Origin of the sequence: Kribbella sp. NPDC023855, assembly GCF_040639475.1 — a bacterium.
In the GTDB taxonomy this organism is placed as follows: domain Bacteria; phylum Actinomycetota; class Actinomycetes; order Propionibacteriales; family Kribbellaceae; genus Kribbella.
On sequence record NZ_JBFAAA010000003.1, the window covers coordinates 779,179 to 804,431 of the forward strand.

Annotated in this window: 23 protein-coding genes and 1 riboswitch; of the genes, 12 read left to right on the forward strand and 11 right to left on the reverse strand. The window is 69.0% G+C overall.

Translation table 11 applies throughout. The features are described from left to right. Window positions 1-44: 44 nt before the first annotated feature. Window positions 45-737 (forward strand): alpha/beta fold hydrolase, encoded by a 693-nt coding sequence (locus AB0F51_RS14590; RefSeq protein ID WP_360279340.1) that lies wholly within the window; start codon window positions 45-47, stop codon window positions 735-737. On the opposite strand, the gene AB0F51_RS14595 is transcribed toward AB0F51_RS14590, so the two are convergent. After that, the gene (locus AB0F51_RS14595) at window positions 699-2,072 is read right to left on the reverse strand and encodes an L-serine ammonia-lyase (protein WP_360279343.1); all 1,374 of its coding nucleotides are present in this window, start codon (window positions 2,070-2,072) and stop codon (window positions 699-701) included. The two genes, AB0F51_RS14590 and AB0F51_RS14595, sit on opposite strands and share 39 nt — an antisense overlap. A gap of 78 nt (window positions 2,073-2,150) precedes the next feature. Beyond that, window positions 2,151-2,243: riboswitch (glycine riboswitch) on the reverse strand. 396 nt (window positions 2,244-2,639) lie between these two features. On the opposite strand from AB0F51_RS14595, the gene AB0F51_RS14600 reads away from it, so the two are divergent. Next, window positions 2,640-3,323, forward strand: a complete 684-nt coding sequence (locus AB0F51_RS14600) for a hypothetical protein (RefSeq protein ID WP_360279345.1) — start codon at window positions 2,640-2,642, stop codon at window positions 3,321-3,323. Here AB0F51_RS14600 and AB0F51_RS14605 read toward each other — a convergent pair. Beyond that, window positions 3,320-3,652, reverse strand: coding sequence for a DUF3817 domain-containing protein (locus AB0F51_RS14605; protein WP_360279347.1), 333 nt, complete (start codon window positions 3,650-3,652; stop codon window positions 3,320-3,322). The genes AB0F51_RS14600 and AB0F51_RS14605 overlap by 4 nt on opposite strands. 122 nt (window positions 3,653-3,774) lie before the next feature. Here AB0F51_RS14605 and AB0F51_RS14610 point away from each other — a divergent pair, with 122 nt between their 5' ends. Further along, window positions 3,775-5,298: an alpha/beta hydrolase gene (locus tag AB0F51_RS14610; RefSeq protein WP_360279350.1), complete on the forward strand. Its 1,524-nt coding sequence runs from the start codon at window positions 3,775-3,777 to the stop codon at window positions 5,296-5,298. A gap of 28 nt (window positions 5,299-5,326) precedes the next feature. Here AB0F51_RS14610 and AB0F51_RS14615 read toward each other — a convergent pair whose 3' ends face one another. The 3 genes from AB0F51_RS14615 to AB0F51_RS14625 all read right to left on the reverse strand — a co-directional run bounded on the left by AB0F51_RS14615 (window position 5,327) and on the right by AB0F51_RS14625 (window position 8,041). Then, entirely contained in the window at window positions 5,327-5,563 is a 237-nt protein-coding gene (locus AB0F51_RS14615) for a hypothetical protein (protein WP_360279352.1), read from the reverse strand. A 220-nt stretch (window positions 5,564-5,783) separates the two neighbouring features. Continuing rightward, window positions 5,784-7,208: an aminopeptidase P family protein gene (locus AB0F51_RS14620; RefSeq protein WP_360279355.1), complete on the reverse strand. Its 1,425-nt coding sequence runs from the start codon at window positions 7,206-7,208 to the stop codon at window positions 5,784-5,786. A 98-nt stretch (window positions 7,209-7,306) separates the two neighbouring features. Continuing rightward, window positions 7,307-8,041 (reverse strand): GntR family transcriptional regulator, encoded by a 735-nt coding sequence (locus AB0F51_RS14625; protein WP_360279357.1) that lies wholly within the window; start codon window positions 8,039-8,041, stop codon window positions 7,307-7,309. Between the two features lie 169 nt (window positions 8,042-8,210). Between AB0F51_RS14625 and AB0F51_RS14630 the strand changes: the two genes are divergently transcribed. Genes AB0F51_RS14630 through AB0F51_RS14645 form a run of 4 tightly spaced genes read left to right on the forward strand, consistent with a single transcriptional unit; the run spans window position 8,211 to window position 11,712 of the window. Next, entirely contained in the window at window positions 8,211-9,518 is a 1,308-nt protein-coding gene (locus AB0F51_RS14630) for an NRAMP family divalent metal transporter (protein ID WP_360279359.1), read from the forward strand. An 18-nt stretch (window positions 9,519-9,536) separates the two neighbouring features. Beyond that, window positions 9,537-10,289 (forward strand): 5-oxoprolinase subunit PxpA, encoded by a 753-nt coding sequence (locus AB0F51_RS14635; protein WP_360279361.1) that lies wholly within the window; start codon window positions 9,537-9,539, stop codon window positions 10,287-10,289. Continuing rightward, window positions 10,289-10,888: an allophanate hydrolase subunit 1 gene (locus tag AB0F51_RS14640; RefSeq protein WP_360279364.1), complete on the forward strand. Its 600-nt coding sequence runs from the start codon at window positions 10,289-10,291 to the stop codon at window positions 10,886-10,888. Before AB0F51_RS14635 ends, AB0F51_RS14640 begins: the two co-directional genes overlap by 1 nt. Further along, a complete protein-coding gene (locus AB0F51_RS14645; protein WP_360279367.1) occupies window positions 10,888-11,712 on the forward strand; it encodes a biotin-dependent carboxyltransferase family protein in 825 nt (274 codons plus the stop codon). The genes AB0F51_RS14640 and AB0F51_RS14645 overlap by 1 nt, the downstream gene beginning before the upstream one ends. Here AB0F51_RS14645 and AB0F51_RS14650 read toward each other — a convergent pair. The 6 genes from AB0F51_RS14650 to AB0F51_RS14675 all read right to left on the reverse strand — a co-directional run bounded on the left by AB0F51_RS14650 (window position 11,709) and on the right by AB0F51_RS14675 (window position 18,293). Then, window positions 11,709-12,710 carry a proline racemase family protein gene (locus AB0F51_RS14650; RefSeq protein WP_360279369.1) on the reverse strand — a complete coding sequence of 334 codons (1,002 nt, stop codon included), beginning with the start codon at window positions 12,708-12,710 and terminating at the stop codon, window positions 11,709-11,711. The genes AB0F51_RS14645 and AB0F51_RS14650 overlap by 4 nt on opposite strands. Next, on the reverse strand, window positions 12,707-13,609 hold the full coding sequence (locus AB0F51_RS14655; RefSeq protein WP_360279371.1) for a dihydrodipicolinate synthase family protein: 903 nt from the start codon (window positions 13,607-13,609) through the stop codon (window positions 12,707-12,709). Before AB0F51_RS14655 ends, AB0F51_RS14650 begins: the two co-directional genes overlap by 4 nt. Then, the gene (locus AB0F51_RS14660; RefSeq protein WP_360279374.1) at window positions 13,606-15,351 is read right to left on the reverse strand and encodes an FAD-dependent oxidoreductase; all 1,746 of its coding nucleotides are present in this window, start codon (window positions 15,349-15,351) and stop codon (window positions 13,606-13,608) included. Before AB0F51_RS14660 ends, AB0F51_RS14655 begins: the two co-directional genes overlap by 4 nt. Next, window positions 15,348-16,514, reverse strand: a complete 1,167-nt coding sequence (locus tag AB0F51_RS14665) for an FAD-binding oxidoreductase (RefSeq protein WP_360279377.1) — start codon at window positions 16,512-16,514, stop codon at window positions 15,348-15,350. Before AB0F51_RS14665 ends, AB0F51_RS14660 begins: the two co-directional genes overlap by 4 nt. Window positions 16,515-16,593: 79 nt before the next feature. Next, the gene (locus AB0F51_RS14670; RefSeq protein ID WP_360279379.1) at window positions 16,594-17,184 is read right to left on the reverse strand and encodes an XRE family transcriptional regulator; all 591 of its coding nucleotides are present in this window, start codon (window positions 17,182-17,184) and stop codon (window positions 16,594-16,596) included. Between the two features lie 53 nt (window positions 17,185-17,237). After that, the gene (locus AB0F51_RS14675) at window positions 17,238-18,293 is read right to left on the reverse strand and encodes an SDR family oxidoreductase (protein WP_360279382.1); all 1,056 of its coding nucleotides are present in this window, start codon (window positions 18,291-18,293) and stop codon (window positions 17,238-17,240) included. A 71-nt stretch (window positions 18,294-18,364) separates the two neighbouring features. On the opposite strand from AB0F51_RS14675, the gene AB0F51_RS14680 reads away from it, so the two are divergent. From AB0F51_RS14680 to AB0F51_RS14700, 5 genes are read left to right on the forward strand one after another with little or no spacing between them, the layout of a single operon-like run. Further along, window positions 18,365-19,249, forward strand: coding sequence for a LysR family transcriptional regulator (locus AB0F51_RS14680; RefSeq protein WP_360279384.1), 885 nt, complete (start codon window positions 18,365-18,367; stop codon window positions 19,247-19,249). A 47-nt stretch (window positions 19,250-19,296) separates the two neighbouring features. Next, window positions 19,297-20,424 carry an AAA family ATPase gene (locus AB0F51_RS14685; RefSeq protein ID WP_360279387.1) on the forward strand — a complete coding sequence of 376 codons (1,128 nt, stop codon included), beginning with the start codon at window positions 19,297-19,299 and terminating at the stop codon, window positions 20,422-20,424. Next, window positions 20,421-20,795, forward strand: a complete 375-nt coding sequence (locus AB0F51_RS14690; protein ID WP_360279389.1) for a hypothetical protein — start codon at window positions 20,421-20,423, stop codon at window positions 20,793-20,795. The genes AB0F51_RS14685 and AB0F51_RS14690 overlap by 4 nt, the downstream gene beginning before the upstream one ends. A 1-nt stretch (window position 20,796) precedes the next feature. Continuing rightward, on the forward strand, window positions 20,797-22,392 hold the full coding sequence (locus AB0F51_RS14695; protein ID WP_360279392.1) for a hypothetical protein: 1,596 nt from the start codon (window positions 20,797-20,799) through the stop codon (window positions 22,390-22,392). Then, window positions 22,389-25,241 (forward strand): bpX6 domain-containing protein, encoded by a 2,853-nt coding sequence (locus tag AB0F51_RS14700; protein ID WP_360279394.1) that lies wholly within the window; start codon window positions 22,389-22,391, stop codon window positions 25,239-25,241. Before AB0F51_RS14695 ends, AB0F51_RS14700 begins: the two co-directional genes overlap by 4 nt. Window positions 25,242-25,253 lie beyond the last annotated feature (12 nt).

Genomic DNA, 25,253 nt, shown 5'->3' on the forward strand with positions numbered 1-25,253 from the left:
CATCTTTCTCGCCAGTACCGGAGATTTCTGGCACCCTGACCGCCATGTCATCTCTGGTGTTGCTGCATGGGCTTGGCGGGACCGGGCGGGTCTGGGACGAGTGGGCTCAGCCTCGGGTGGCGCCGGACTTGCCGGGGCACGGGCGGGCGGGGGCGTTGTCGCGGTACACGTTCGAGTCGATGGCGGCCGCGGTTGCCGAGGTTCTGCCGGTACGCCGGGAGCTGGTCGTCGTCGGACACTCGTTGGGTGGAGTGATCGCACTCGAGCTGGCCAGTGGCCGGTACGGCGTACAGGTGGACCGGGTGATTGCCCTCGGGGTGAAGGTTTCGTGGTCGGTCGACGAGCTCGCCAAGGCGGCCGCTTTGGCGCAGAAACCGATCGCGTGGTTCGAGACCAGGGACGAAGCGGCTGCGCGGTACCTCAAGGTCTCAGGGCTGCAAGGGCTGGTCGATCCCGCGAGTGAGGCGGTGGACAGCGGGCTGCTGGAGGTCGGCGGACGCTGGCGGCTCGCGATGGATCCGGCCACCTTCGGGGTCGGTGCGCCGAAGATGGCCGAGCTGATCGCGGCGAGCCAGGCGGACGTCGTACTGGCGCGGGGCGAGCTCGACCCGATGAACACCGACGCCGAGCTGGCCGCGCTGCACGATCAGGTCGTCACGCTGCCCGGCCTCGGCCACAGCGCGCACGTGGAGGATCCGTCAGCACTCGATCACGTTCACGGCCAAGCCGCCTCGTGACGTCTCCTTGTACTTGATCTTCATGTCCGCACCGGTCTCGCGCATCGTCTTGATCACCTTGTCCAGCGAGACGACGTGCACGCCGTCGCCGTGCATCGCCATCCGGGCCGCGTTGATCGCCTTCATCGACGCCATCGCGTTGCGCTCGATACACGGAATCTGAACCAGTCCGCCGACCGGGTCGCAGGTCAGCCCGAGGTTGTGCTCCATCGCGATCTCGGCCGCGTTCTCGACCTGTTCCGGCGTACCACCCAGTACTTCGCACAGCCCGGCGGCGGCCATCGAGCAGGCCGAGCCGACCTCGCCCTGGCAACCGACCTCGGCGCCCGAGATGGACGCGTTCTCCTTGTACAGAACGCCGATCGCCGCGGCCGCGAGCAGGAACCGGACCACACCGTCTTCCGTTGCCCCGGGCACGAATCGACGGTAGTACAGCAGCACCGCGGGAATGATGCCCGCGGCACCATTCGTCGGCGCGGTGACGATCCGGCCGCCGGACGCGTTCTGTTCGTTGACCGCGAGCGCGAACAGGTTGACCCAGTCCATCACCTTCAGCGGATCGACCGACCACTTGTCGCCGCTCAGCTTCTGGTGCAGCGCGTGGGCGCGCCGCGGGACCTTCAGCCCGCCGGGCAGCGTCCCCTCGGTCTCGCAGCCCTCCTCGACGCAGTCCTGCATCACCTGCCAGATGTGCAGCAGGCCGGCGCGGATCTCGTCCTCGGTCCGCCAGGCCAGCTCGTTGGCGAGCATCACCTCGCTGATCGGCAGGCCCGACTCACGGCACCGGTCGAGCAGCTCGGCGCCGGACAGGAACGGGTACTTGAGCGGCGTACGGTCCGCGACGATCCGGTCACCGGCCGCCGCGTTCTCGTCCACGACGAACCCGCCGCCGACGGAGTAGTAGGTGCGCTCCCGCAGTACGGCGCCGTCGGCCGCGCGGGCCAGGAACGTCATCCCGTTCGGGTGGTAGGGCAGCGCCTTGCGGCGGTGCATGACGAGCTGGCTGTTCTCGTCGAACGGGATCTCCCGCTGCCCGGCGAGCCGCAGTACGCCGGCCGCGCGGATCGCGGCGACCCGGCTCTCGACGGAGCGGGTGTCGACGGTCTCGGGGTCCTCACCCTCCAGACCGAGGATGACCGCCTTGTTGCTGCCGTGCCCGTGGCCGGTCGCCCCGAGCGAACCGAACAGTTGCGACTCGACGGCCGCCGTACGGTCGAGCAGTCCGTCCTCGGCCAGGCCGAGAGCGAACGTCCGGGCGGCTCGCATCGGTCCCACGGTGTGGGAGCTCGACGGACCGATCCCGATACTGAACAGGTCGAACACGCTGATCGCCATGCTGGAGGCCTCCTGGTCGCCATTGACCGATTGGTATGCCTCCCCGCTCTGTCAGGCAGGTCTGCCTTCCAGAGGTGCCTCGCCCGCACGGTGAAGGTGCCTGAGAGATTCTTGGGGAGAGTTGCTCCTACGGCGCCCGGGTCCAGCCCGGGTCTCTCCCGCACGGGTTCATGCGGCTGTTTCTTTGCTCGCCGCGACGGTACGGCGCCCCCACCACACACGTCAATCCGACGGTGGACCCAACTCCCCCATCCGATGGATCTGTTCCGTCCCGCACCGGACAACTGTTGAGCCATGACACGAACCACGCCCGCGGCCGCCGCGGAGGCTCGCCGCGCAGCCGCTACCACGGAGCTTCGCCTGATCCCGTGGTGGATGGGGTGGGTGGGGTGGGGGGCGGTTGGGTGGGGTGTGGGGTATGGGGTGGTTCGGGTTTGGTTTGTGGTGGGGCATGCGCCGGTGTGGGAGTTGCCGTCGGATTTGCTGGTGCCGGGGTGGGTTTCGGTGGCGGGGTGTTTGGTGAGTGTGGCTGCGGCTGTTGGTCTGATGCTCCGGCCGAGGTCGCGGATGGGGATTGGGGTGGCGTGGGCGCTGGCTGCCGGGTGGGTTGCCAGTTGCGCGCTCGTGCTGCTCGACGTCGTTGGCGGGTTGCTGCCCGGGCTGGGCATTCCGTTCGACGTCGCCGGGATGATGAGCCGGCTGGGTGGCTTGACCGGCGCGGTCCTGCTGGCCGGTACTGCGCTGGCCAAGCAGCGACAACTCAATCCCGAGTGCCTGAGGTGCATCGGGCTGCCCAAGCTGCTCACCACACCACGCTGGACCGTGATCGCCGGGTGGGTGGCCGTCGGAGGTTGCACAGTACGGCTGGCTGCTCAAGCTGCGGTCGGGCTCGACGCCACGCCGTACCGGACCGGCGTCTCGATGGTCCTCTTCGAAGGCGGCTTCCTGCTCGCCGGTACTGCGCTCCCGCTCCTGCTGGTGACCCGCTTCGGACGAGTCTTTCCGCGCTGGATGCTGCTCCTGCCCGGCGCGGCCCTCGGCACCGGCATCACGGCGTACTTCGGAGTCGGGCTGGTCCAGATGATCGTCGCCGGCATCCAGGGCGAAGCCGTATACGCCGGAACCTCGCTGCCCGCCAGCTTCTTCTGGATCGCCGTCCCCGCATACCTCGTCTGGGGCGCGGGGCTGGCCGTCGCGACCGCCGGCTACTTCCTCCGCACTCGCAAGCCCTGCAAAGGCTGCGAGCGTTAGGACAGCCGGCCGGTGCGCTTCGCCCAGATCTCGAAGAACCAGGTGAACAGGGGTGGGATGCTCGCGGCGAGGGCTGCCAGCGTGACCGGGATGTTCCAGCGCAGCGGCTTGCGCACGACGGCGACCGTGATCACGTAGGCGATAAAGATGCCGCCGTGGATCGGGCCGAAGATCTGCACGCCGATCTCGTTGTCGGACAGCACGTACTTGAACAGCATCCCGATCAGCAGGCCGGTCCACGAGATCGCCTCGGCGATCGCCACGGCGCGGAACACCGTTGCGTACTTCGATCCGGCCGGAGCTTCTACAGCGACAGTCGTCTCAGTCATCAGACCAGTGACCCTAACAAGTCCCCCAAACCCGCCGGGGGTTCGGTCAAGGGTTGCCCCGGATGTGCCTGGGAAGCCGTTTACCGAGGATCAGAAGGGTCCCCAACGGCAAAGGATCCCTTGTGACTACCAGACCTGGACGACCGCTCACGACCACCGCGTTAGGTGTGGTCGCGGGCGTCGCGCTGGCCGGCTTGGCCGCAGTACCGGCGAGCGCAGTACCGGCAGGCGCAGTACCGGCGGCTCGACCGACCGCCAAGACACCGGCTGCCCTCCAGTGGACCGACTGCGAGGTGAAGCCCAAAGAGGACCCCGCGCTCGTGGCGGGCTCGAAGTGCGCCACCCTGCAACTCCCGGTGGACTGGAACCGGCCCGACGGACCTACGTTCGGCCTGGCCATTGCCCGCCGTACTGCGCAAGACCCGGCCGCTCGCGTCGGCACCCTCTTCTTCGGTCCCGGCGGTCCCGGCGACTCGGGCGTCGACCGGATCCGGACCGGGATGGATCGCTTCAGCGACACGATCCAGGACCGCTTCGACATCGTCAGCTTCGATCCGCGCGGGATCGCGCGCAGCAACCCGATCGTCTGCTCGGCCCCGCTGCTGGTGAAGCAGCCCTCGCCGCTGATCACCAGCCGGGCGCAGTTCGCGGAAACGATCCGCTACAACCGTGAACTGGCGAAGGACTGCCGCGCCCACACCGGACCCTTGTACGACCACGTCGACACCCTGCAGACCGTGCGGGACGTCGACGCGATCCGCGCGGCGCTGGGTGAGTCGAAGCTGACTTTCCACGGCAGCTCGTACGGCACCCTGCTGGGTCAGCAGTACGCCGAGCGGTACCCACATCGCCTGCGCGCCCTGGTCCTGGAGAGCGTCTTCGACCACGGCGACACGACGACCGGTGACTGGCTCGACAAGCAGGCCGCGACGGTTCAGGACTCGTTCACCGAGTTCGTGAAGTGGTGCAACGAGACGACCACCTGCTCGCTGCACGGGCGCGACATTCAAGCGCTGTGGGCCGACCTGGTCGCAAGGGCCGGTCGCGGTGAGCTACCGGATCCGCGGCAGCCGAAGCTGACGGCGACGCCGTTCACCCTGACGTTCGGTGCGTTCCGGATGCTGTACGGCCCGAGGTGGCCGGACCTCGCCGACATGCTGAAGCAACTCGAAGTGAGCGAGCCGCCGACCGCTGAGCCGCCGGTACCGACCGGGCTGGCCCAGAACCCGCTGGTCCCGTTCTGCCGCGACTTCAGCCTGCCGGTCCGCACGTACGACGAATACGCCGCTCACCTGCGCCGGATCGCCCGGAACACCCCAGACGTGAAGATCCCGCCGACGTTGATCGCCGTGACCAACTGCCTGGGCCTGCCGAAGGCGCCGAACCCGCAGCAGGACGTGCGGGTGCACCTGAAGACACCGGCGCTGCTGCTGAACTCGCTGCACGACCCCGCCACCGGCTACAGCTCGGCCCAGAGCGTGGCCCGCCAGCTCGGGCGGCACGGCGTACTGGTGACTTACGAAGGCTGGGGCCATGGCAGCTACGACGCAAGCCCCTGCACCCTGCAGACGGTCGACGACTACCTGGTCGCGCTGAAGGTGCCCGCCCGCGGCACCACCTGCGCCGCCGTCCCACCGACCGACTGACCCGCCGACTGGCTGAGGCTGAGCTGGTTCAGACGGAGACGAGGTTGGCTTCCTGGACGCGTTTCAGGGAGCTACCTCGGTAGGCCTCGGCCGAGAGCTCGGGCAGTCGCGCGCAGGCGAGCTCGAGTGCTTCGGCCTGGGTCCGGCAGCCGTCGACGAACCAGTAGGGATCGTCGGGCTGCGGATCTTCCGCGTCATCGATGTCGGCGTACCAGGAGCGGTCCCCGGCGCACATGCAGCGCACCACCCGCACTCGCAGGTTCATCGAAATCCCCCCGTGCTGTTGTGCCCTGGGATCCCCCCCGGGTTCCCAGTCGGGGCCAGCTCGGCCGGTGCGCAGCCGCGGCCCCCCACTACCGCGCACCGGGCCGAGATTGACCCTCCCCCGCTCGTTACATCGTGCTGGGCCGACGAATGTTACTGCTTGTGACCAGCTTATTTTAAGTGGTTGCTTGACTACTCTGAGTGGCTGTTGAGAAGTCTCTTCAGCTCGGGAGCTGGGCGCGGGTCCAGGCCTCGAGTCCGTCGGTGGTGATCGGCAACGCCTCGGTGAGGATCTCGAGCCGATCGGAGTGCACCACGACGTTGTCCTCGATCCGGATGCCGATACCGCGCAACTCCGGCGGGACCGTCTCGTCGTGCGGGTGGAAGTAAAGGCCCGGCTCGACAGCCAGCGCCATCCCGGCCTCCAGATCCCCGGCGAGGTACCGCTCCGGACGCGCTGCGTCACAGTCGTGGACGTCGAGCCCGATGTAGTGGCCGAGCCCGCAGACGACGTACCGGCGGTGCTGCTGCCCGTCCGGCCCGAGCGCCTCGTCCAGCGACACGTCGAGCACGCCCCAGTCCCGCAGCCCCTCGATCAGCACCCGCATCGCTTCGTACTGGAAGGCCCGGTACGGCGCGCCGGCGCGAACCTCCGCGAGCGCGGCGACCTGAGCCTTGTGCACCAGGTCGTGCACCTGCCGCTGCGCCGGGGTGTACTCGCCCGTCACCGGGAAGGTCCGGGTCACGTCGGCGGTGTAGAGCGTGCGGGTCTCCACACCGGCGTCGAGCAGGATGACATCCCCCTCGCGCACGGCTCCGTCGTTGCGAACCCAGTGCAGCACCGGTCCGTGGTTGCCAGCAGCAACGATCGAGGCGTACCCCGGCCCGTTGCCCGCAGTACGGGCGCGTCGGTCGAAGGTGCCCTCCAGCCAGCGCTCGCCGCCACCACGGACCGCCTCGGGAAGTTCCCGTGCCACATCGGCGAAGGCGAGCACGCTCCCAGCGACGGCTTCGCGCAACTGGTCGAGCTCCCAGTCGTCCTTGATCCGGCGGAGCTCGGACAGCACCTGCCGCAGCTCCTGCGTGTTCGACGGGCTGCCACCCACCAACGCGTCCAGCAACGGCTCCACGCCGTACGTCGTCATCATCGCCGGTACTGCGCCGCGCACGGCGGCCGGCAGCTCCTCGATCGGACGGCACGGCAACTGCAGCGCCTCGGACCAGTCCTTCAGTCCGGGGACCGGCCCGATCCACAGCTCACCGTCCCGCGCGTTCGCGAAGAAGTCGGCTTCGCCCGGACCGGCGGTCTCGCGCAGGTAGAGCGTCGCGTCGCCGTCACCCGAGATGACCAGGACCGAACCCTCGGCCTGACAACCGGTGAGCCAGACGAAGTCACTGTCCGCGCGGAACCGGTAGTCGGTGTCGTTCGACCGGACCGGCGCACGCCCGGCGGCGACCGCGATCCGGCGGCCGGGCAACGCGGCACTCAGCTTGCGCCGGTGCTCCGCCGCCGCATCGGCCAGCCCGTCGGGCAACACCACCGACCGGTCGACCGGCCCCCAGTCCCGCGCGATCGACGCCCGGAACCCGGCCGCGTCGATCGGCCGATAGGACTTGCGCTGCTCTTCGGTCCGGTCTTCACTCATCTGCTGCTCCCCCTAAGAAGCGTCGCCGTCAGGGCCAATCCAGGGCTTTGGTCCATCAACTCAGTTAGGGGTGGCACTCCGCAAGCCAATAGCTGGGGTCAGCGGGACTTGAAGGCGTCGAGGAGGCCTTGTTCGGAGTCGAGGAGATACTGCTGGAGCTGGTCGGCGGCTTGCTCGTACCTGCGCTCCGCGAGCAGCTCGAAGATGCCCCGGTTGCGCTTGATGTAGGGCTCGTGGAGCTCCTGCGGCCTCGCGATGACGTGGAAGAGCAGGCGCAGCTCCGCGAGCAGGCGGCCGGTGATGTCGTCGAGGCGACGGCTGTCGGCCAGGCCGATGAGGTGCCGGTGGAAGCGCATGTTCGCCGTACCGACCGCCGGCCAGCGACCGGCGAGTGCGGCGGCTTCGGCTGCTTCGACGTCGTCCTGCAGTGGTTCCAGCCGTCCTTCCGGCAACTCGGGAACGCGCTTCTCGAGGCCGCGGACGACGTCGACCTCGAGGACCCGGCGAAGGCGGTAGAGGTCGACCACGTCCTGCTCGTCCAGCTCGGGGACGAACACCCCGCGGTGCAGCTTGTAGACCAGCAGTCCTTCGTGAGTGAGCAGCCGGAAGGCCTCACGCAGCGTGTTCCGGCTGACGTCGAGGACCTCGGTGAGCTCGATCTCCGACAGCTGGGCGCCAGGCCTCAGCGCACCCTCGGTGATGCTGCGGCGAAGGATGTTCGCCGCGCGCTCGGCCGAGCTGCTGCGGTCCTGCCGGGCCACGTCCGCGGCGACACTGCGCAGCCAGGCCCGCCGGCCTTCGTCGTCGCCGTCGCCGCGCTGACTGATGGACATGCCTGCATCATCGCTCACCGCACGGCGCGGTGGGAAGTTCGATTGAACAAGACTCTTGCAGGATTGTTGAACAATCTCTACGCTCGAAGTCACTCAAGGCGTTCAGACACCTACCGACCGTCTGCAGGAGACCGACCCGAAAGCTTTCTGAAGACCCAGGAGCACCGCCATGTCGAAGCCACCCACGAAACCGACGTCCAAGCCGACCCGACGCCCCGCGACCCGCAGTACCGGAGCAGCCAGGCCGCTGCCACCCGCGGCGGGCAAGAAGACGCCCGAGACCGCGATGAAGGCGAGCACCAAGTCGACACTGCTCGGCGCGATGTTCCTGATGGCGACCTCGGCCATCGGTCCCGGGTTCATCACCCAGACGACGACCTTCACGGTCAGCCTCGGTGCCGCCTTCGCGTTCGCGATCGCCGCCTCGATCCTGGTCGACATCGCGCTGCAGCTGAACGTCTGGCGGGTGATCGGCGTCTCCGGCCGGCGCGCCCAGGAGCTCGGCAACCTGGTCTTCCCCGGCCTCGGCTACGTGATGGCCACGCTGCTGTTCGTCGGCGGACTGGTCTTCAACATCGGCAACGTCTCCGGCACCGGCCTCGGCCTGGACGCGATGCTCGGGCTGGATCCCAAGCTGGGCGGCGCACTGTCCGCACTGGTTGCCATCGGCATCTTCCTGTCCAAGCGGGCCGGTGTCGCGATGGACCGGGTGGTCCTGGTCCTCGGTGCGCTGATGATCCTGCTGACCACGTACATCGCGATCACCTCCGGCCCACCGGTCGGTACGGCGCTGAAGAACGTGGTCCTGCCCGACCAGGTCGAGTTCCTGGCGATCACCACCCTGATCGGCGGCACCATCGGCGGCTACATCGTGTACGCCGGTGCGCACCGGCTGCTCGACTCGGGCGTCTCCGGGCCGCAGCACGTCCACGACATCACCCGCGGCTCCGTCACCGGCATCCTGATCACCGGCGTGATGCGGATCGTGCTCTTCCTGGCGATCCTCGGCGTCGTCGCGGGCGGTCAGGCCCTCGACCCGAAGAACCCGGCGGCGTCCGCCTTCCAGCACGCGGCCGGCGAGTTCGGCCTGCGCGCCTTCGGGGTGGTGCTCTGGGCGGCCGCGATCACCAGCGTGATCGGCGCGTCGTACACGACCGTCACCTTCGTGACGTCGCGGACGCAGACGTCGGACCGCACCCGGACCGCCCTCGTGGTCGCGTTCATCGCCGTCAGCACGGTGATCTTCCTGTCCGTCGGCACCGCGCCGACCCAGCTGCTGGTGTTCGCCGGCGCCTTCAACGGGCTGCTGCTGCCGGTCGGGATCGGTGTGCTTCTCTGGGTGGCATGGCAGCGCAAGGACCTGCTGCGCGGGTACCGGTACCCCAAGTGGTTGCTGCTGCTCGGCGGCGCGGCCTGGCTGCTGACCATCTACCTGGCCATCCGTTCGGTCAAGCCCGTGTTCGAGCTCTTCGGCTAGTCGGTTAGGAGCGGTCTGATGGATCTCAATGCCGATCTCGGTGAGGGCTTCGGCTCGTGGACGATGGGCGACGACACCGCGTTGCTCGACGTCGTCACCAGCGCCAACGTCGCCTGCGGCTTCCACGCCGGTGATCCCTCGATCATGCGCCGGGTCACCGGCCAGGCGGTCGAGCGCGGCGTCGCGATCGGCGCGCACGTCGGGTACGACGACAAGCCCGGTTTCGGCCGCCGCTTCCTCGACGTCGAACCCGCCGTACTGCGCGACGAGGTCGTCTACCAGCTCGGTGCGCTGGACGCGTTCGCCCGGATCGCGGGCGACCGGGTCCGGTACGTGAAACCGCACGGGGCGCTCTACAACACGATCGGCACGCACGAGGAGCAAGCAGCGGCCGTGGTCGGCGCGATCGTCGACTACGACGCCGGCTTGCCGGTGCTCGGTCTGCCCGGCTCGGCTTGGCTCCGGCTCGCCGCCGAAGCGGGGCTGACCGTCGTTCACGAGGCGTTCGCCGACCGGGCCTACACGCCGGAGGGCACGTTGGTGTCCAGGCGTGAGGCCGGGTCGGTGCTGCACGACGGCGCGGAGATCGCGGCCCGCTGTACTGCGATGGCGACCGGCGGGGCGATCCGGGACAGCTCGGGTGGGTCGCTGACGTTGCGGCCGAACTCGATCTGCGTCCACGGCGACACCCCGGGCGCTGTCGAGATCGCCCAACAGGTCCGCAAGGCACTGGAGGGAGCGGGCGTCACACTGACCCCGTTCGCCCGCTGATGCGCATCCTGCCCGCCGGCGACCACGCCGTACTGGTGGAACTCGAGGATCTCGACCAGGTCCTCGGGTACTACGCCGCGCTGTCCGCTGCACCACCCGCCGGTGTCGTCGACATCGTCCCGGCGGCACGGACCGTCCTGGTCACGACCGACGACTCCAACCTGGATGCGTTGACTCGGGCGTTGCGCGCAGTACGGCCGGTCGCCGGTGAGCAGGCTGCTGGCGAGCTGATCGAGATATCGGTGATCTATGACGGCGAGGACCTCCCCGACCTGGCCGAACTCCTCGGCTGCTCGGTCGACGAGGTGATCGAACGCCACACCAGCGAGCACTGGACGGTAGCCTTCTGCGGCTTCGCCCCCGGCTTCGGCTACCTCACCGGCACCGGCACCTGGGACATCCCCCGCCGCAAAACTCCCCGCACCAAGGTCCCGCCCGGCTCGGTAGCCCTGGCCGGCGAATTCAGCGGCGTCTACCCCCGCGAATCCCCGGGCGGCTGGCAACTCCTAGGCCACACAACCCTCCAGATCTTCGACCAAAACCGCGACCCCGCAGCCCTCCTCCAACCCGGCCGCCGCGTCCGCTTCGTGAGCAGCTGATGACGAAACTGACTGTGCTGGAGACGGGGCCGTTGGCGACTGTTCAGGATCGGGGGCGAGTTGGGCAGGCGGCGTTGGGGGTGCCGCGGTCCGGGGCGTGTGATCAGCGGTCCTACGAGTTGGCGAATCGGCTTGTGGGTAACGCTGACGGGGTAGCTGCGATCGAGGTGACCTTCGGCGGATTGGTGTTGCGGGCGGAGGCGGACGTGGTGATTGCCGTGACCGGCGCGCCCTGTGCGGGTGTGCCGCTCAACGCGCCGACCACGGTACGAGCAGGCGGCGTACTGCGGCTCGGTCCGCCGCGAAGTGGGTTGCGGACGTACGTCGCAGTACGGGGTGGTTTTGCTGTTCCGCCAGTGCTCGGATCGCGGTCGACCGATCTGTTGTCGGGGTTGGGTCCGGCGCCATTGCAAGCCGGCGACGTGTTGCCCGTCGGCTGCGAGCACGGACCGATGCCAGGCGTCGACCTCGCTCCGGTGGCCGACCCGGCAGCGGGCGAGGTCGTAGTACGGGTGACTCCTGGGCCGCGGCAGGACTGGTTCCCCGAAGGCGCGCTGCTCGGCCAGACCTACACCGTCAGCAGCAACAGCAACCGAATCGGCGTACGACTCGAAGGCACGCCCCTGCAACGCCTCCGCGAAGGCGAACTCCCCAGCGAAGGCATGGCCCTAGGCGCCCTCCAAATCCCACCCTCCGGCCTCCCCGTCCTGTTCCTCGCCGACCACCCTGTCACCGGCGGCTACCCCGTCATCGCCTACGTAGCCGGCGCAGACCTCGACGCCTGCGCCCAACTCCGCCCCGGCCAGCAACTCCGCTTCGTCTAGAGCACGAAGCCGGTCGGGAAAGGATCGGTGGGGTCGAGGAGGTACTGGCCCATTCCGGTGATCCAGGCGCGGCCGGTGACGGTTGGTACTACGGCCGTGTGGTCGCCGACTGTGGTTTCCTCGAGGAGCCGGCCGGTGAAGCGGGTGCCGATGAAGGACTCGTTGACGAAGTCCTCGTTGAGGCCGAGCTCGCCCCGGGCATGCAGCTGGGCCATCCGGGCGCACGTCCCGGTACCGCAGGGCGACCGGTCGAACCAGCCGGGATGGATCGCCATCGCGTTGCGCGAGTGCGCCCCGCCCGCGCCGGGTGCGGTGAACTGGACGTGCTTGCACTCGTTGATCGACGGGTCCAGCGGGTGGATCGGCCGGTCGGTGGCGTTGATCGCGTCCATGATGTCCAGCCCGGCCCGCAGGATCCGGTCCTTCTCCGACCGGTCGAACGGAATTCCGAGCTGCTCCAACGGCAGGATCGCGTAGAAGTTTCCGCCGTACGCCATGTCGTAGGTGACCTCACCGAGCCCGTCCACCTTGACCGTGGCATCCAGAGCATGCGAGTACGCCGGTACGTTGCGGATCGTCACGTGCTCGGCCCGGCCGTTGCTGACGGCAACATCTGCCACGACCAGGCCGGCCGGGGTGTCCAGCCGGACCTGGGTGAGCGGCTCGGTCACCGTGACCATGCCCGACTCGACCAGCACGGTGGCGACGCCGATCGTGCCGTGCCCGCACATCGGCAGGCAGCCGGAGACCTCGATGTAGAGCACACCCCAGTCGGCGTCCGGCCGGGTCGGCGGCTGCAGGATCGCGCCGCTCATCGCCGAGTGACCGCGCGGCTCGTTCATCAGGAACAGCCGCAGGTCGTCGTCGTGGGCCAGGAAGTACTCGCGCCGCTCGGCCATCGTCGCGCCGGGGATGACGCCGACCCCACCGGTGATCACCCGGGTCGGCATCCCCTCGGTGTGCGAGTCGATCGCGCTCAGGGTCCGGATCGACCTCATCGCAACGACTCCACTGCCTTCTTCATGTCCTGCTCCAGCTGGGCCAGGTGCTCCGGCACGAGCGGTCCGCGCGGCGGACGGCACGGGCCGCCGTACCGGCCGACGTAGTCCATGCCGTACTTGATCGCCTGCACGAACTCGACCCGCGAGTCCCACCGGAACGATGCGACGAGCGGCTCGTACAGCGCGCGTGCCTCCTGCAGCTTGCCTTCGAGGGCGAGGTTGTAGAGCCGGACCGACTCGGCCGGGAAGACGTTCGGGAAGCCGGCGAACCAGCCGGTCGCGCCCATCAGCAGCGCTTCCAGGGTGAGGTCGTCGGCGCCGGCCACGACGGTCAGGTTCGGTGCCAGCTCACGGATCTCGAGGATGCGCCGGACGTCACCGGTGAACTCCTTGACCGCGACGATGTTGTCGATCTCCGCGATCTCGGCGAGCAGATCGGGCGTCAGGTCGACCTTGGTGTCGTGCGGGTTGTTGTAGACCATCACCGGCAGCCCCACCTTGGCGACCTCGGTGAAGTGGTGGATCACCTCGCCGCGGTTGGCGCGGTACATGGTCGGCGGCAGGCACAGTACGCCGTGCGCCCCGTCCTCCGCTGCCTTCTCCGCCCAGGAGCGCGCCTGGTGCGCACCGGCGCCGTGTACGCCGACCACCACGATCCCGTCGTTGCCAACAGCCTCGATCGCGGTGCGGGCGACCTGACGCCGCTCGTCGTCGGTGAGCGACGAGTACTCGCCCAGCGACCCGTTCGGGCCGACGCCGCGGCAGCCGTTCTCGATCAGCCAGCGGCAGTGCTCGGCGTACCGGTCGTAGTCAGGCCGCAGGCCCGCCGGCGCAGCCGCATCCTCGGCATACGGCAGCGCGGTCGCCACGATCACACCATCAAGCTTCTCAGTCACAAGTCCTCCAGAATTTCCGCTGCGGCCAAATCCATCAAACGCACAGGCTGCGCGACCGGCCGCCCGTACTCACTACGCACTCCACTGATCGCGGCCACACTCCGGCCACAAACCCGCCCCTGACACATCCCCAACCCAGCCCGGCAACTCAACTTCAAACTCCGACTTCCACCTACATCGCGGGCCTCAACCGCCTCCTCCACTTCCCCCTTGGAAATCCCCTCACACCGACAAACCACGGTGTCGGGGCCACTCCACCCCACCCACCCATCCCGCACCGGATAAGCAGCCGCCAGCACCTCGGCAAACCGCTTGCCCTTAGCAACAGATCGCCGTACCGAGGTTGATGCAGGCGACGAGGCGGCGGCTGTGCCGGCTAGCCAGCCTTCGGCGGCTGCGAGGGCGGCTCCGCCTATGCCGGTTAGTTCGCCGGCGGCGTAGATGCCGGGGGTGGTGGTTTGTTGGTGTTCGTCTACTTGTACTGCGGGGCCGCCGTCCGGGCCCTCGGTGAGGGAGCAGCGGGCGGAGACGGCGAGTTCCAGGTTGGCGGTGAAGCCGAAACCTAGGCAGACGGCGTCGACCTCGACGCGTTCTTCTGTGCCGGGGATCGGCTTCCACCCGCGGTCGAGGCGGGCGATGGTGACAGCCTCAACCCGCTCGGTCCCGTGGGCGGCGACCACCGTGCGGCCGTGTCTGAGCGGAATCCGGTGGCGCGCGAGCAGACGCGCATAGCTAACAGCCTCCGAGAGCTTTCCCGAGCCAGCAAGGGGATCTGACAACATGCCCTTCGCCACGGTCGCCAGGTGGTTGGCCTCCAGGAGCGCGACGACCTCGGCCCCGACTCCGACCAGCGACTCCGCCACCGGCAACAGGAACGGCCCGGTCCCCGCGACCACAACCCGCTGGCCAACAGAGATCCGCTGCCCCTTCGCCAACGCCTGCGCGGCTCCTGCGCTGTAAACGCCCGGCAGATCCCACCCAGGGAAAGGCAACACCCGGTCATACGCCCCGGTCGCCAGCACCAGCGCCGGCGTCTCCACCGCCGACACCTGCCGCCCGGCCGCATCAGCCGCGCCGGTCTGCAACCAAAGTCTCGAAACCACTCCACCAGAAGACGAAGGGCGCTCAAGCGCCCAAACGCTAGTACCAGTCAGATGCGTGATCCTCGGATCAGTCGCAATCCGGTCCCGCAGTCGCGCAAAGGCCTTCCAGTCATGCTGAAGCTTCTCCGGCCGTTCGGCCCGGAACTCCTCCGGCAACTGCCGATTGAACTGCCCACCAACCCGCTCAGCAGCATCAACCAGCAACACAGCCTTCCCAGCATCAGCCGCCGCCACCGCCGCACTCATCCCAGCGGGCCCAGCCCCCACCACAACAACAGGCACCTGCCGTACGCCGGTCGCCGCCCCCACCCGCGCCCCACCAGAAGCAGGCAGCTCAGCACCCCGCTGCGTAGTGACCTCGTCACCATCCCGAACCACCCGCTGACACGCCCGCACGTCCGGCAGCCCGTTGACCACCACCAAGCAGTCAAAGCAAGCCCCGATCCCACAGAACACACCCCGCGCACGCCCGCCATCGCGCGTAGTACGCCAGGAATCCCGCCCAGTAGCCATCAACGCCGCCGCAACACTCTGCCCCGGCACCGCCTCCACCGGCTCACCGTCGACCGTGATCGCAATGCCCTCGCCAGGACGCGGCTCAGCCGGATCGCCCTCAACCGGGCGCAAGTACGGACTCATGCCACCCCCTCCGCAGCCAGCAGAGCAGGCCGGTCGACCCGGAACGGCGTCGGATCAACATGCGGTTCAAGTCCAACAAAGAGCTCAGTGATCAACCGCCCAGTCGAGGCAGCCAACCCAATCCCCGCACCCTCATGCCCAGTCGCATGCCAAAGCCCCTCGACCCGCGGATCGGCCCCGATCACCGGCAGATGATCCGGCGCATAAGGCCGGAACCCGCCGTACGCCCGCATCACCGGCACCTCACCCAAAAACGGGAAGAGTCCAACAGCCTTGCGCGCCAACTCCCGCAGTACCTTCACCCGTACCGCGTCGTCGAACCCGATACGCTCGCGGCTCGACCCAATCAGGACCGTGCCGGCTCGCGTCGACTCCACCACCGTCGACGTCTGCAGCTCCGCCTCGCCACTGCCCACAGCACCAACGTAATCCGCGTCGTAAACCTTGTGCCGAACGCATTCCGGCAACGGCGCAGTCACCAGGATCATCCCCCGGCGCGGCAGGATCTGGATCGGCGCACCCGCCAGCGAACTGAACGCCCCCGCCCACGGCCCACACGCATTGACCACGGCCCCACAAGCAACAACCCCGGCGTCCGTCTCGACCCCAGTCACCCGCCCGCCGGCGGATCGCAGTACGGACAAGGCGGTGACACCACCGCGAACCGAACCACCACGGGCCCGTACTGCGGCCAGCAGAGCCGTCGCCGCGAGCACCGGTTGGAGCTGGGCGTCATCCGGGTAGTGCACGGCAACAGTCACGGCGCGGGTCAGCAACGGCTCCAACTCAAAGGCGTCCACGGGCTTGATCACCCGGGCATCGACCCCAGCACCTCGTTGCGCCGCGGCGAAATCCTCCAGCGGTCCAGGCTCGCCGGTCGCAACGACCAGCCCGCCTTTCGGCTCCCACTCCACGTCAGCGACCCGCTCAGGCAACCGGTCCAGTAGTGCGAGCCACTCCGCCCGCGACGCGATCGCCAGGTCGAGCTCGGGCCCGGGCCCCTTGTCGGAGACGAGGATGTTGCCCTCACCGGCGGCCGTGGTCCCGCTCGCCGGGGCGCCGCGATCGAGCACGAGCACCCGGACGCCGGCAGCCGACAGGGCCTCGGCGCACGCCGCACCGACGATCCCTGCCCCGACCACCACGACGTCGACCTCAGCCATCCGGACCTCTCACTGGACCGTTCAGTAAAATGAACGATTCGAGCGTACGTCCGTCAACCGCTGAGGTCAACGCCGGGTCTCAGCTGAGGTGGAGCCCGTCGATCGGCGCCGGCTGGACGTCCGGCGGGTACTCGAGCAGCAAAACCGACCGGACCAGCCCGCCCATTGCCTCGTACTCGTGCGCGCTGTTCGCCCGGAAGGCCAGATAGTCACCGGCGTTCAACTCGAACTGCTGCCCTTGCGCCCCGATCCGCAACCGCCCGGCCAGTACTACGTGATGCTCGGTCCCCGGGTGCCCGGCGGAGTGCTGCACCGCCCCCGGCCGGATCTGCTGGTCGTAGATCTCCAGCAGCGACCCCGGCTGTTCCAGGCGCCGCAGCATCCGCAGATCCACCGCGTCACCGGCCAGTACTTCGACGTCGGCCGACCGCACGTGGACCAGGTCCGAGGCCGGCGGCTCACTCAGCAGTGACGAGACCGGGACGCCCAGAGCGTTCGACAAGCTGAACACTGTCTCTAGCGTCGGGTTCCCCGCGCCCGACTCCAGCTGCGACAACGTGCCCTTGGCGATCCCCGACCGCCGCGCCAGCTCGGACAGTGAGATCGCCTGCTCGTCCCGTCGCAACCGCAGGTTGGACGCCAGCACGCGCCCCGCACTCTGACCCGACACCTGACCTGATCCCTGAGCCGACACAGCCCGGAGCATGCCACACCTGGTGCGGATCAGGGGATGATGCGCTCGCGGCGAAGGGTCTCGAAGATGCCGATGAACATCGCCTCGGTGTCGACGTACTCGTGGAACCCGGCCCGCCGCGCCTTCGACCCGTCGGCGAAGAAGTCGTAGTCCCAGCCGAAGACGAAGTCGGCGAACGGCCACGACGAGACCTCGGCGTACGACGTGGCGGCCAAGCCGTGGGCCGCCTGGAGCTCCTTCCAGAGTGGTTCCTTGTCAGCCATCACGGTCTCCAGCGACATCTGCAACGGCGGCGCGACCTCCAGGCCGAACCACGCGGCCAGCTTCGGCCAGAGCTCGTTCCACCGGAACAGGTCGCCGTTCGTGATGTTGAACGCCTGATTCGCCGCGGCCGGCGAGGTTGCCGCCCAGACGGTTGCCTTGGCCAACAAACCCGCATCGGTCATTTCGAGCAGGGTGTTGTAGGCGCCAGGCTTGCCAGGGAAGCGCAGCGGGACGCCCGAAGCCTTCGAAATCGACGCGTAGACAGCGATTCCGACCGCCAAGTTCATCGGGTTGCCCAGGGCAACTCCGCCGACGACGGACGGCCGCAGGGCTGACCAATCCCAGTCCGCGCCGGCCGCGCGCTCCTCCAGGAACCGCTGCTGGTCGACGTTGAACTCCGGCGGCAGGTGCGGCGGATCGTCCTCGCGAGCGGGCGTCTTGAACGGCCCGAGATGTGCGCCGTACACCTTGTACCCCTGCATCAGGCTGACGTGGCGCAGCCCGCGGGCGACCGGCTCGATCGCGTCGACGACGTTCACCAGCATGGCCAGGTTCGGCGGGACCAGTTCGGCCCAGGTCGGGCGATCCTGGTAGGCGACGTAGAAGACGTGCGTCACGTCCGTCAGCCCGGACAACTTGGCGCGGGTGTCGTCGGGATCCAGCAGATCAACTGCGACGTGCCGAACCCTGGCGCTGTCCACGCCGCCTCGCCGGGACAGGCCGACCACCCGCCAGTCCGGCAGCGACTCCAAGTACTCGACCAGATTGGTCCCGATCACTCCGCGCGCGCCGACGACCAGCGCGAGCTTCATCTGTTCCATACCCACAGCCTGTGGGTTGTCCTGTGGATAAGTCCAAGACATACTTTTCACTCTTCCCATAAGCTGCGTTCATGACGACGCTGCGACAGCTCGAATATCTGGTCGCCGTCGTCGACCTGGGCTCGTTCACCAAGGCGGCCGAGCTCCTGCACGTCACCCAGCCGGCCCTCTCTCACCAGATCCGGGCGCTGGAGCGATCCGCGGGCGGCCCGCTGCTGGAGCGCCTCCCGCGCGCAGTACGGCTCACCCCGACCGGCCGCGCGATGCTCCCGCACGCTCGGGCCGCTCTCGCCGACGCCGAACGGGCCGGCTGCGCCGCGCGCCAGGCGGCCGGGCTGGAGGTCGGTGAGCTGCAGATCGCGACGCTGTACTCGATCAGCCTCGGCATCCTCCCGACCGCTCTGAAGGCTTGGCGCCGGACTCATCCAGAGGTCGGCATCCGGCTCTTCGAGCATCGGCACACCGACGAGCTGGCCGACGCCATGCGTGCAGGTCAGGCGGATCTCGCGGTCGGCCCCGAGCCGGCGAACTGGCCGGGCACCACCCAGGTCCTGGGTGAGGAGGAGCTGGTCGTGGTCGTCGGCTCCGACGATCCCGCCGCAAAAGGGACGAGCATCCGCCTCAGCGACTTGGCCGACCGCAGCTGGGTGCACTACACGCCGGGTCACGGACTGGCCGACGTACTGAACCAAGCCTGTGCGAAAGCCGGGTTCGAGCCCCGAGCCGCGGTCCACATCGAGCAGACGGCCGCCGCCCCCGCCCTGGCCGCCGCCGGTCTCGGTCCGGCCCTGGTCCCCGCCAACATCCTCCCGCCCGGCTTCGACGGCCACGTACTACGAACCGACCCACCCACCACTCGCCCCCTCACCGCCTACACCCGTGGCACCCCCGACCCGCTCGCCACCGCGTTCATCGAAGTACTGACCACCGTCTGGCCGAAGCTGACCGGGCGCTGACCACCTGTGGAAAACCTGGCGTCCCGGCGCCGCTTAGACTCCGCCCCATGTCACTCGAGGTCGATGCCCGTGCGGTCAAGACAGCGGTAGGTCTGGCCCGGGCCGGGCTGGTCGATCGGGAACTGATCGCCGAAGTGGTGGTGCTGTGCGCGGTCGCGGGCGAGCACCTGCTGGTGATCGGAGCTCCCGGTACGGCGAAGTCCGAGGCCGTCCGCCGGGTCGCGACCGAACTCGGCGGCCGCTACTTCGAGTACCTGCTCGGTCGCTTCACCGAGCCGAACGAGATCTTCGGGCCGGTCGACCTGCGGCGGCTGCGCGAGGGTGTCGTCGAGATCGAGACCACCGGGATGCTGCCGGAGGCGGAGATCGCCTTCCTGGACGAGGTCTTCCTCGGCTCGACCGCCATCCTGAACACCCTGCTCGGCGTACTCAACGAGCGGACCTTCCGCCGCGGCAGCACCGCCCGCACGGTTCCGCTACGGGTCTGCGTGGGCGCTGCCAACACCCTGCCCGAGGATCACACGCTGGCCGCCTTCGCGGACCGGTTCCTGGCCCGGATCTTCGTCGAACCGGTCGCGGACGCCCGCCTGGAAGAGCTCCTCGAGGTCGGCTGGCAGTCGCGCCCAAGTTCGGCAACACCGGCCGGAGACCTGCTGGCCTCCGTAGACCGGTTGTCCGCCGAGGCTCTGGCGGTCGACATGACCGGCGTTCGCCCGCTCCTCGGTACTGCGATCCGCCGGTTGCGCGGAGCCGGTATCGCGCTGAGCGACCGCCGTGCGGTCCGGGCCCAGCGGTTGATCGCGGCTGCCGCGGTCCTGGATGGACGGCCGGTCGCCTCCGAGGCCGACCTCTGGGTCCTGCCTTTGATCGCGCCGACCGCTGACACGCAGGTGCTAGCTCGGGAGACTCTCGCGGATCTGCTGACGGGGTCCCGCAACGCGAGCCTGGTGCATTCCGCGGAGGAGCTCTCCCGCGGTCCCGCGGCTCGGGCGGAACGCCTCTGCCAGACAGGTTCCGAGCTGCTCACCCTTCTCGACGGTCAGCCCGCCGACCCTGACACCCGGCTGCGTCTGGAGGCCACGCTGCGGGAAATCGACGCCGGCTTCGCGCACTCCGACCTCTCGCCTGCCCTGGCGGATCTGCGTGACAAACTGCTCACCAAGCTCCAGCCGTGACGCTCCCGATGCAGCTGGAATGGGTACGACGCGAACCGCCACTTGCCCCGGCCGCGGTGGTGGCCACCGGCGCGGCACTCGCTCCGTTGCGCAAAGCAACTGCTGCGCGACTGTCAGGCCAAGACCTGCGAGCCGTTGCCGGCGACGACTGGTTGGTTGTGCTGGGCAACGATCTGCCGTGGGCCGATGGTGCGATCTATCTCGGCTGGGACAGCGGCGTACTCGTTCCGACCATCTCGATGCCGAGGCCTCCGCTTGGTTTGCTCCGTGCCGCTTTGCCCGCGGCTGAGTTGACGGTGCTCCTGCCGGATCGGCTGCTGATGTCGCAGGCTCCGCGTCGTCCGGCCGACCCTGCCCTGCTGGGCGGTTGACGTGCAGCTACCTCCGGGCCTGCAGCCGTGGGGCGAAGCGTTAGCTCCACTCGATCCCGAGCTCGCCATCGCGCTCGGCCCTCTCGTCCGCCAGCTCGACCAGCTGATCACCCGGCAGGACGTGGGGTCCGGCACGCACGGGCCGCTCGACGGGTACGACGGGATCACCCGGCACGGCTCACCGGCCAGGTTGCTCATATCCGAGTGGGCGCTGGCTGACGCAGTACCGGATGAGTTTCTCCGGCGTGCGGCGAATGCTGAGCTGCTGTACCTGGAGCCGGCGTACCAGCAGGACCGGCAGCGGGCCGGCGTCGCAGTACTGATTGACTGCGGGCCCGACCAGCTCGGGGCTGGGCGGTTGGTGCAGTTGGCGGCGCTCATCGTGCTGTTGCGGCGGGCCACTGCGCGAGGACATGAGTTGTCGATCGGGATTCTTGGTGATGAGCCTGGGGCGTGGCAGGGCGGCGAGCCCACCGCCGTACTGGCGAACTGGGTCACTGCCAGGCGTGCCGAGGAGCCTGATCCGGCCGAGATCGAGCACTGGGAAGGCGGCGACGAGGAGCTCTGGGTGCTGGCCGGGCCACGGCTGGCCAAGCAGCTCCCCGGGCGACGTCGGCTGCTGGTGAGCCGCGAGGCGGCATGGGGCGACGACGGGCCTACGGCTGCCGAAGTACGGCTGGGCGGTGATCGGATCGAGCTCGCGCTGCCGCGGCGTGACCTGGCCATCCGGGCTTTGCGGGGCGCCGCACTACAAGCTGGTCCTGCGGTCGCCACCGCCTCCGGTGGCGGTAGAACGCGGTTCGCGGCCTTCACCGGCGCACCTCGCCGCCTACTTGCCCGAGGCAACGACTTGGCCGAGCTGGTTGCCCTTACCGTGGAGAGCGAATCGGCCAAGCCGCGGCACTACCGACTCGGTGGAACGGTGGTTGCCGCCGCCGTCTTCAGCAGGCGTGTCGTCGCGCTGGTGCTGATCGGCCAGAGCCTGCAGGTCGAGGTGATCGGCAAGGTCCTGGGCAGACTGGACCGGCTCTCCGTCCAAGTCTCCGAGCTGCGCCTGACCGTTGCCGACCTCAACGACCTCGCAGCGCGCGATCTTCCACCGCTGTACTTCTCCGCCGGTGCACTGATCTGCCCGCTCGGCGACCGCTGGTGGCGACTGCATCCCACCGAACCACCCGAGGAACTGCCCGTCGTCGCAGTGGCCGCCGGCCACAAGCTGGACGAGCCCCGGACGTCCACCGAACCGGTGATCTTCGGACAGAACGACCTCATCGCCCGCCACGACGGCGATGCGTGGCTGATCTCTCCCCAAGACCAACGGGCCGACATCCCGATCCACGTTCCCCCCGGCGCGAAACCCTTCGGTCTGCTCACCCTCGAACGTTCGCCCACCCTGCTGTGCTTCACCCCGGCCGACGGCACGATCCAGCTCTGCACCCTGACCGACGACCGTGCGCTGCCCCACTTTTCCGGCGTACTGCGCACCCCGTCCCTGCACCCGTTCGCCCCACTCCTGGCCATCGAACTCGAGCACCGCGTCGACGTCGTCGACCTGACCGACAACACCCTCGTGGCCACCCTGCGCGGTGACGAGTGACTGCCCACGTCCCCTTCCGCGGTACGACGCTCGCCGCCGCGCTGCTCTTCGACGTACCGACGATCGGTCCGGCCGAGGCCCGCCGCCGAGTACTCACTCATTGGCAGCCCGGCTCGACCTTGCGTGCGCTCCCCGACGGCAGCTGGCTGCTGACGCTTCCCGAGCCGGTTCCGGTACGCGCAGAACGGGCGCCGGGCCTGCCGCTCACCAGAACCCCGACCGGCTGGTCCACGCAGCACTCCCACGCCACCACCACCGACTCCCCGGCATCCTCCGAGTCCCGAGGCGGCTCCGCAGCTGCCTCTGGCGGCACGGACACCATCACGCTGCCGATCGCCGGTGAGACCGTCTCGATCGCCTGGGCGGCGACGCAGTCGGTCGACACCAGCACCTGGGTCGATCTCAGCAGCCTCACCATCCACCACCTGAAACCTCTCGACCGAGCCCCCGAGACCGCCGAGGTCCCGGTCGAGGCGATCACCACCCCGCCACCAGACCTCAGAGGCGCCGCCCACGTCGGCCGCCCCACCAAGACCGCCGAAGACTTCCGCGACACCCTCGACCAACCACCCCACCACGGCCGCTTCGGCTTCACGGCCAGCCGCGGTTGGCCGGGTCTCGCGGCCCGTCGCGGTTGGCGCAACCCCGCGTCCGCCCGCGCCGGGTGGGCCACAGGTTCTCCCGAAGGCACTCCGCCGTCCGTCATCCGGCTGCTCTGGATCCTTGCCTCCCTCGCCGGTCTGGTGCTGGTCGTCTGCGTCGTGATGCTCGGCACCGCCGACGATCTTCTGCACACGGTGCGCACGGTGGCGCTGATCATCGTCCTGGGCGTCTTGATCAGACGGTTCAAAGGAAGCTCCGGCGCGGCCGGTCGGCCGGAAGCAGGCGCCGGCGCATCACCAACCGGCCAACCCAGCGGTCCCGGGCTGCTCCGGAGGCTGTGGTCGACGATGATCCGGCGCTCGCCGGCCGGGCACTTCGTCAACCGCGCTCAGCAGCGCTACCTCGAGGAGCTGACCCGCCGGTTCGAGCAGCGGGACTTCGACCAGGCGCTGCGGGACGCGATCGGCCTCAACGGTCCGTCCATCGGCCGGCTCAGGACCCTCCGGCTCCCCCAGCCCCGAACCTCCCTCACCCCCGGCAGCACCTCCCGCGGCATCGCTGCGGAGTTCGGCGATTTCCCCACCACCTACGAACGGCTCGAGAAGCTCTACCTCGACGCCGCCCGCGAACTCGAACGCACCGGCCGGCCCGACCAGGCAGCCTTCGTCTACGCCGACCTCCTGAACGACACCCGCGCCGCCGTCGACGTACTGGAACGGCACGATCGTCTCCGTCTCGCCGCCCAACTGGCCGAGAACCAGGAACTTGAAGCCGCCCTGGTCATCAGGCTGTGGTGGCGCGCGGGCGATCGCGATCGAGCCGTCGACTTCGCCCGGCGTACGGGAGCGTTCGCGACCGGTATCGAGCGTCTCCACCGAGTCGACGCGGAGCAGGCCCAGGAGCTACGCCGGGCCTGGATCCAGTACTGCCGCGACGCGGGAGATCCCGTTGCCGCAGTGGAGGCCGCCTGGCCCGATGCCGACCTTCGATCGAGCGTCGTGCCCGACATCGCCGCCGGTATGGCGATGGGTGGGCCGCGAGCCGCCCAGCTCTTCGCCTACCTGGCGACGGAGTACCCGACGCCCGAGAACATCGACCGTGCGGTGGCCCTGCTCGAATCCGACGACGCGGAGGCGCGGCAACGATTCACGTTCGCGCTGGTCGCCTTGCGTAGTACGGATCGGGCCCAGGACAAGCGGCTGGCCAGCGCCGCCCTTCGATCGCTCCTGCGAGCTGGCGCCACCGACGACAACACCGCCCGCCGCGCCATCGCAGTACTGCGCGACCGCTGCGACCCCCTGCTCCGGGCCGACCTGCCTCGCGTACCGATGAGGTCGTCGAGTCGGGGCAAGTCAATGCGCTTCACGCTCGACGACGGGCCCGGCGGACTCCCCGTGCACGACGCGGCAGCGCTGCGCGGGGGCGCAGTACTGGTCGCGCATGGCGATCACGGAGTCCGGTTGCTCACCCACGACGGCCGCACGCGAGCCAGCTGGGACCTGCCGGTGCACTCGCTGGTGGTCGCGGACCATGGTGGCACCGCGCTGCTCGTCACCAGAAGCGATTCGCTCCAGACGATCCACCGGCTCGACCTGGCCACTAGAACGATCCGGCGCTGGACCACGCTGCCACCTTGGCATCTGCTTCCCTCGTACGACGGTGGGCTGGTCACCGTGATCGACGAGACCGGTCTCGCGTTCGTCGACACCCTGTCGAGCCGGCCGCGGACCGTGTGGCGCGAGCTGGATCCCCAGCACGGAGTCGTGGCGATCAACCGCACCCCAGACCTGCTGACCGCGGTCGTCACGGTGATGCCCGCGAACTCCACCCAGGAACCGCAACTCCAGCTGCTCCGCTGGCAGCTGCCCTCGATGACGCTTCGGGTGCGTCGCAACCTGCCGCGAGACATCCTGACGGAGTCGCAAGCACTCCTGCCAGACCGGTTCGTGGTCGCCGACGGGGACAGCCTCACGTCGTACGACCGCAACGGACACCCGACCAAGCGCGAACTGCTGACCCGTTGGCTGGCCAGCAGCGGTAAGGCACTCGCGTACCTCGGCCAAGTCGAGGGCGATCCACTGACCATCGAGTACGACGGCCGCCAGGTCGCCCGTGTCGACCAGGCCACTTCCCCGCACCTCCGCGACCATGACGGGCTGCTCGCGCTCGGGACCCTGGACGGCCGGATCGCCGTCATCGACCCGGCCGGCCCGCAAGTCCTGGCGAACTTCCGCACCCGCCACTGACTGATCAGGCCA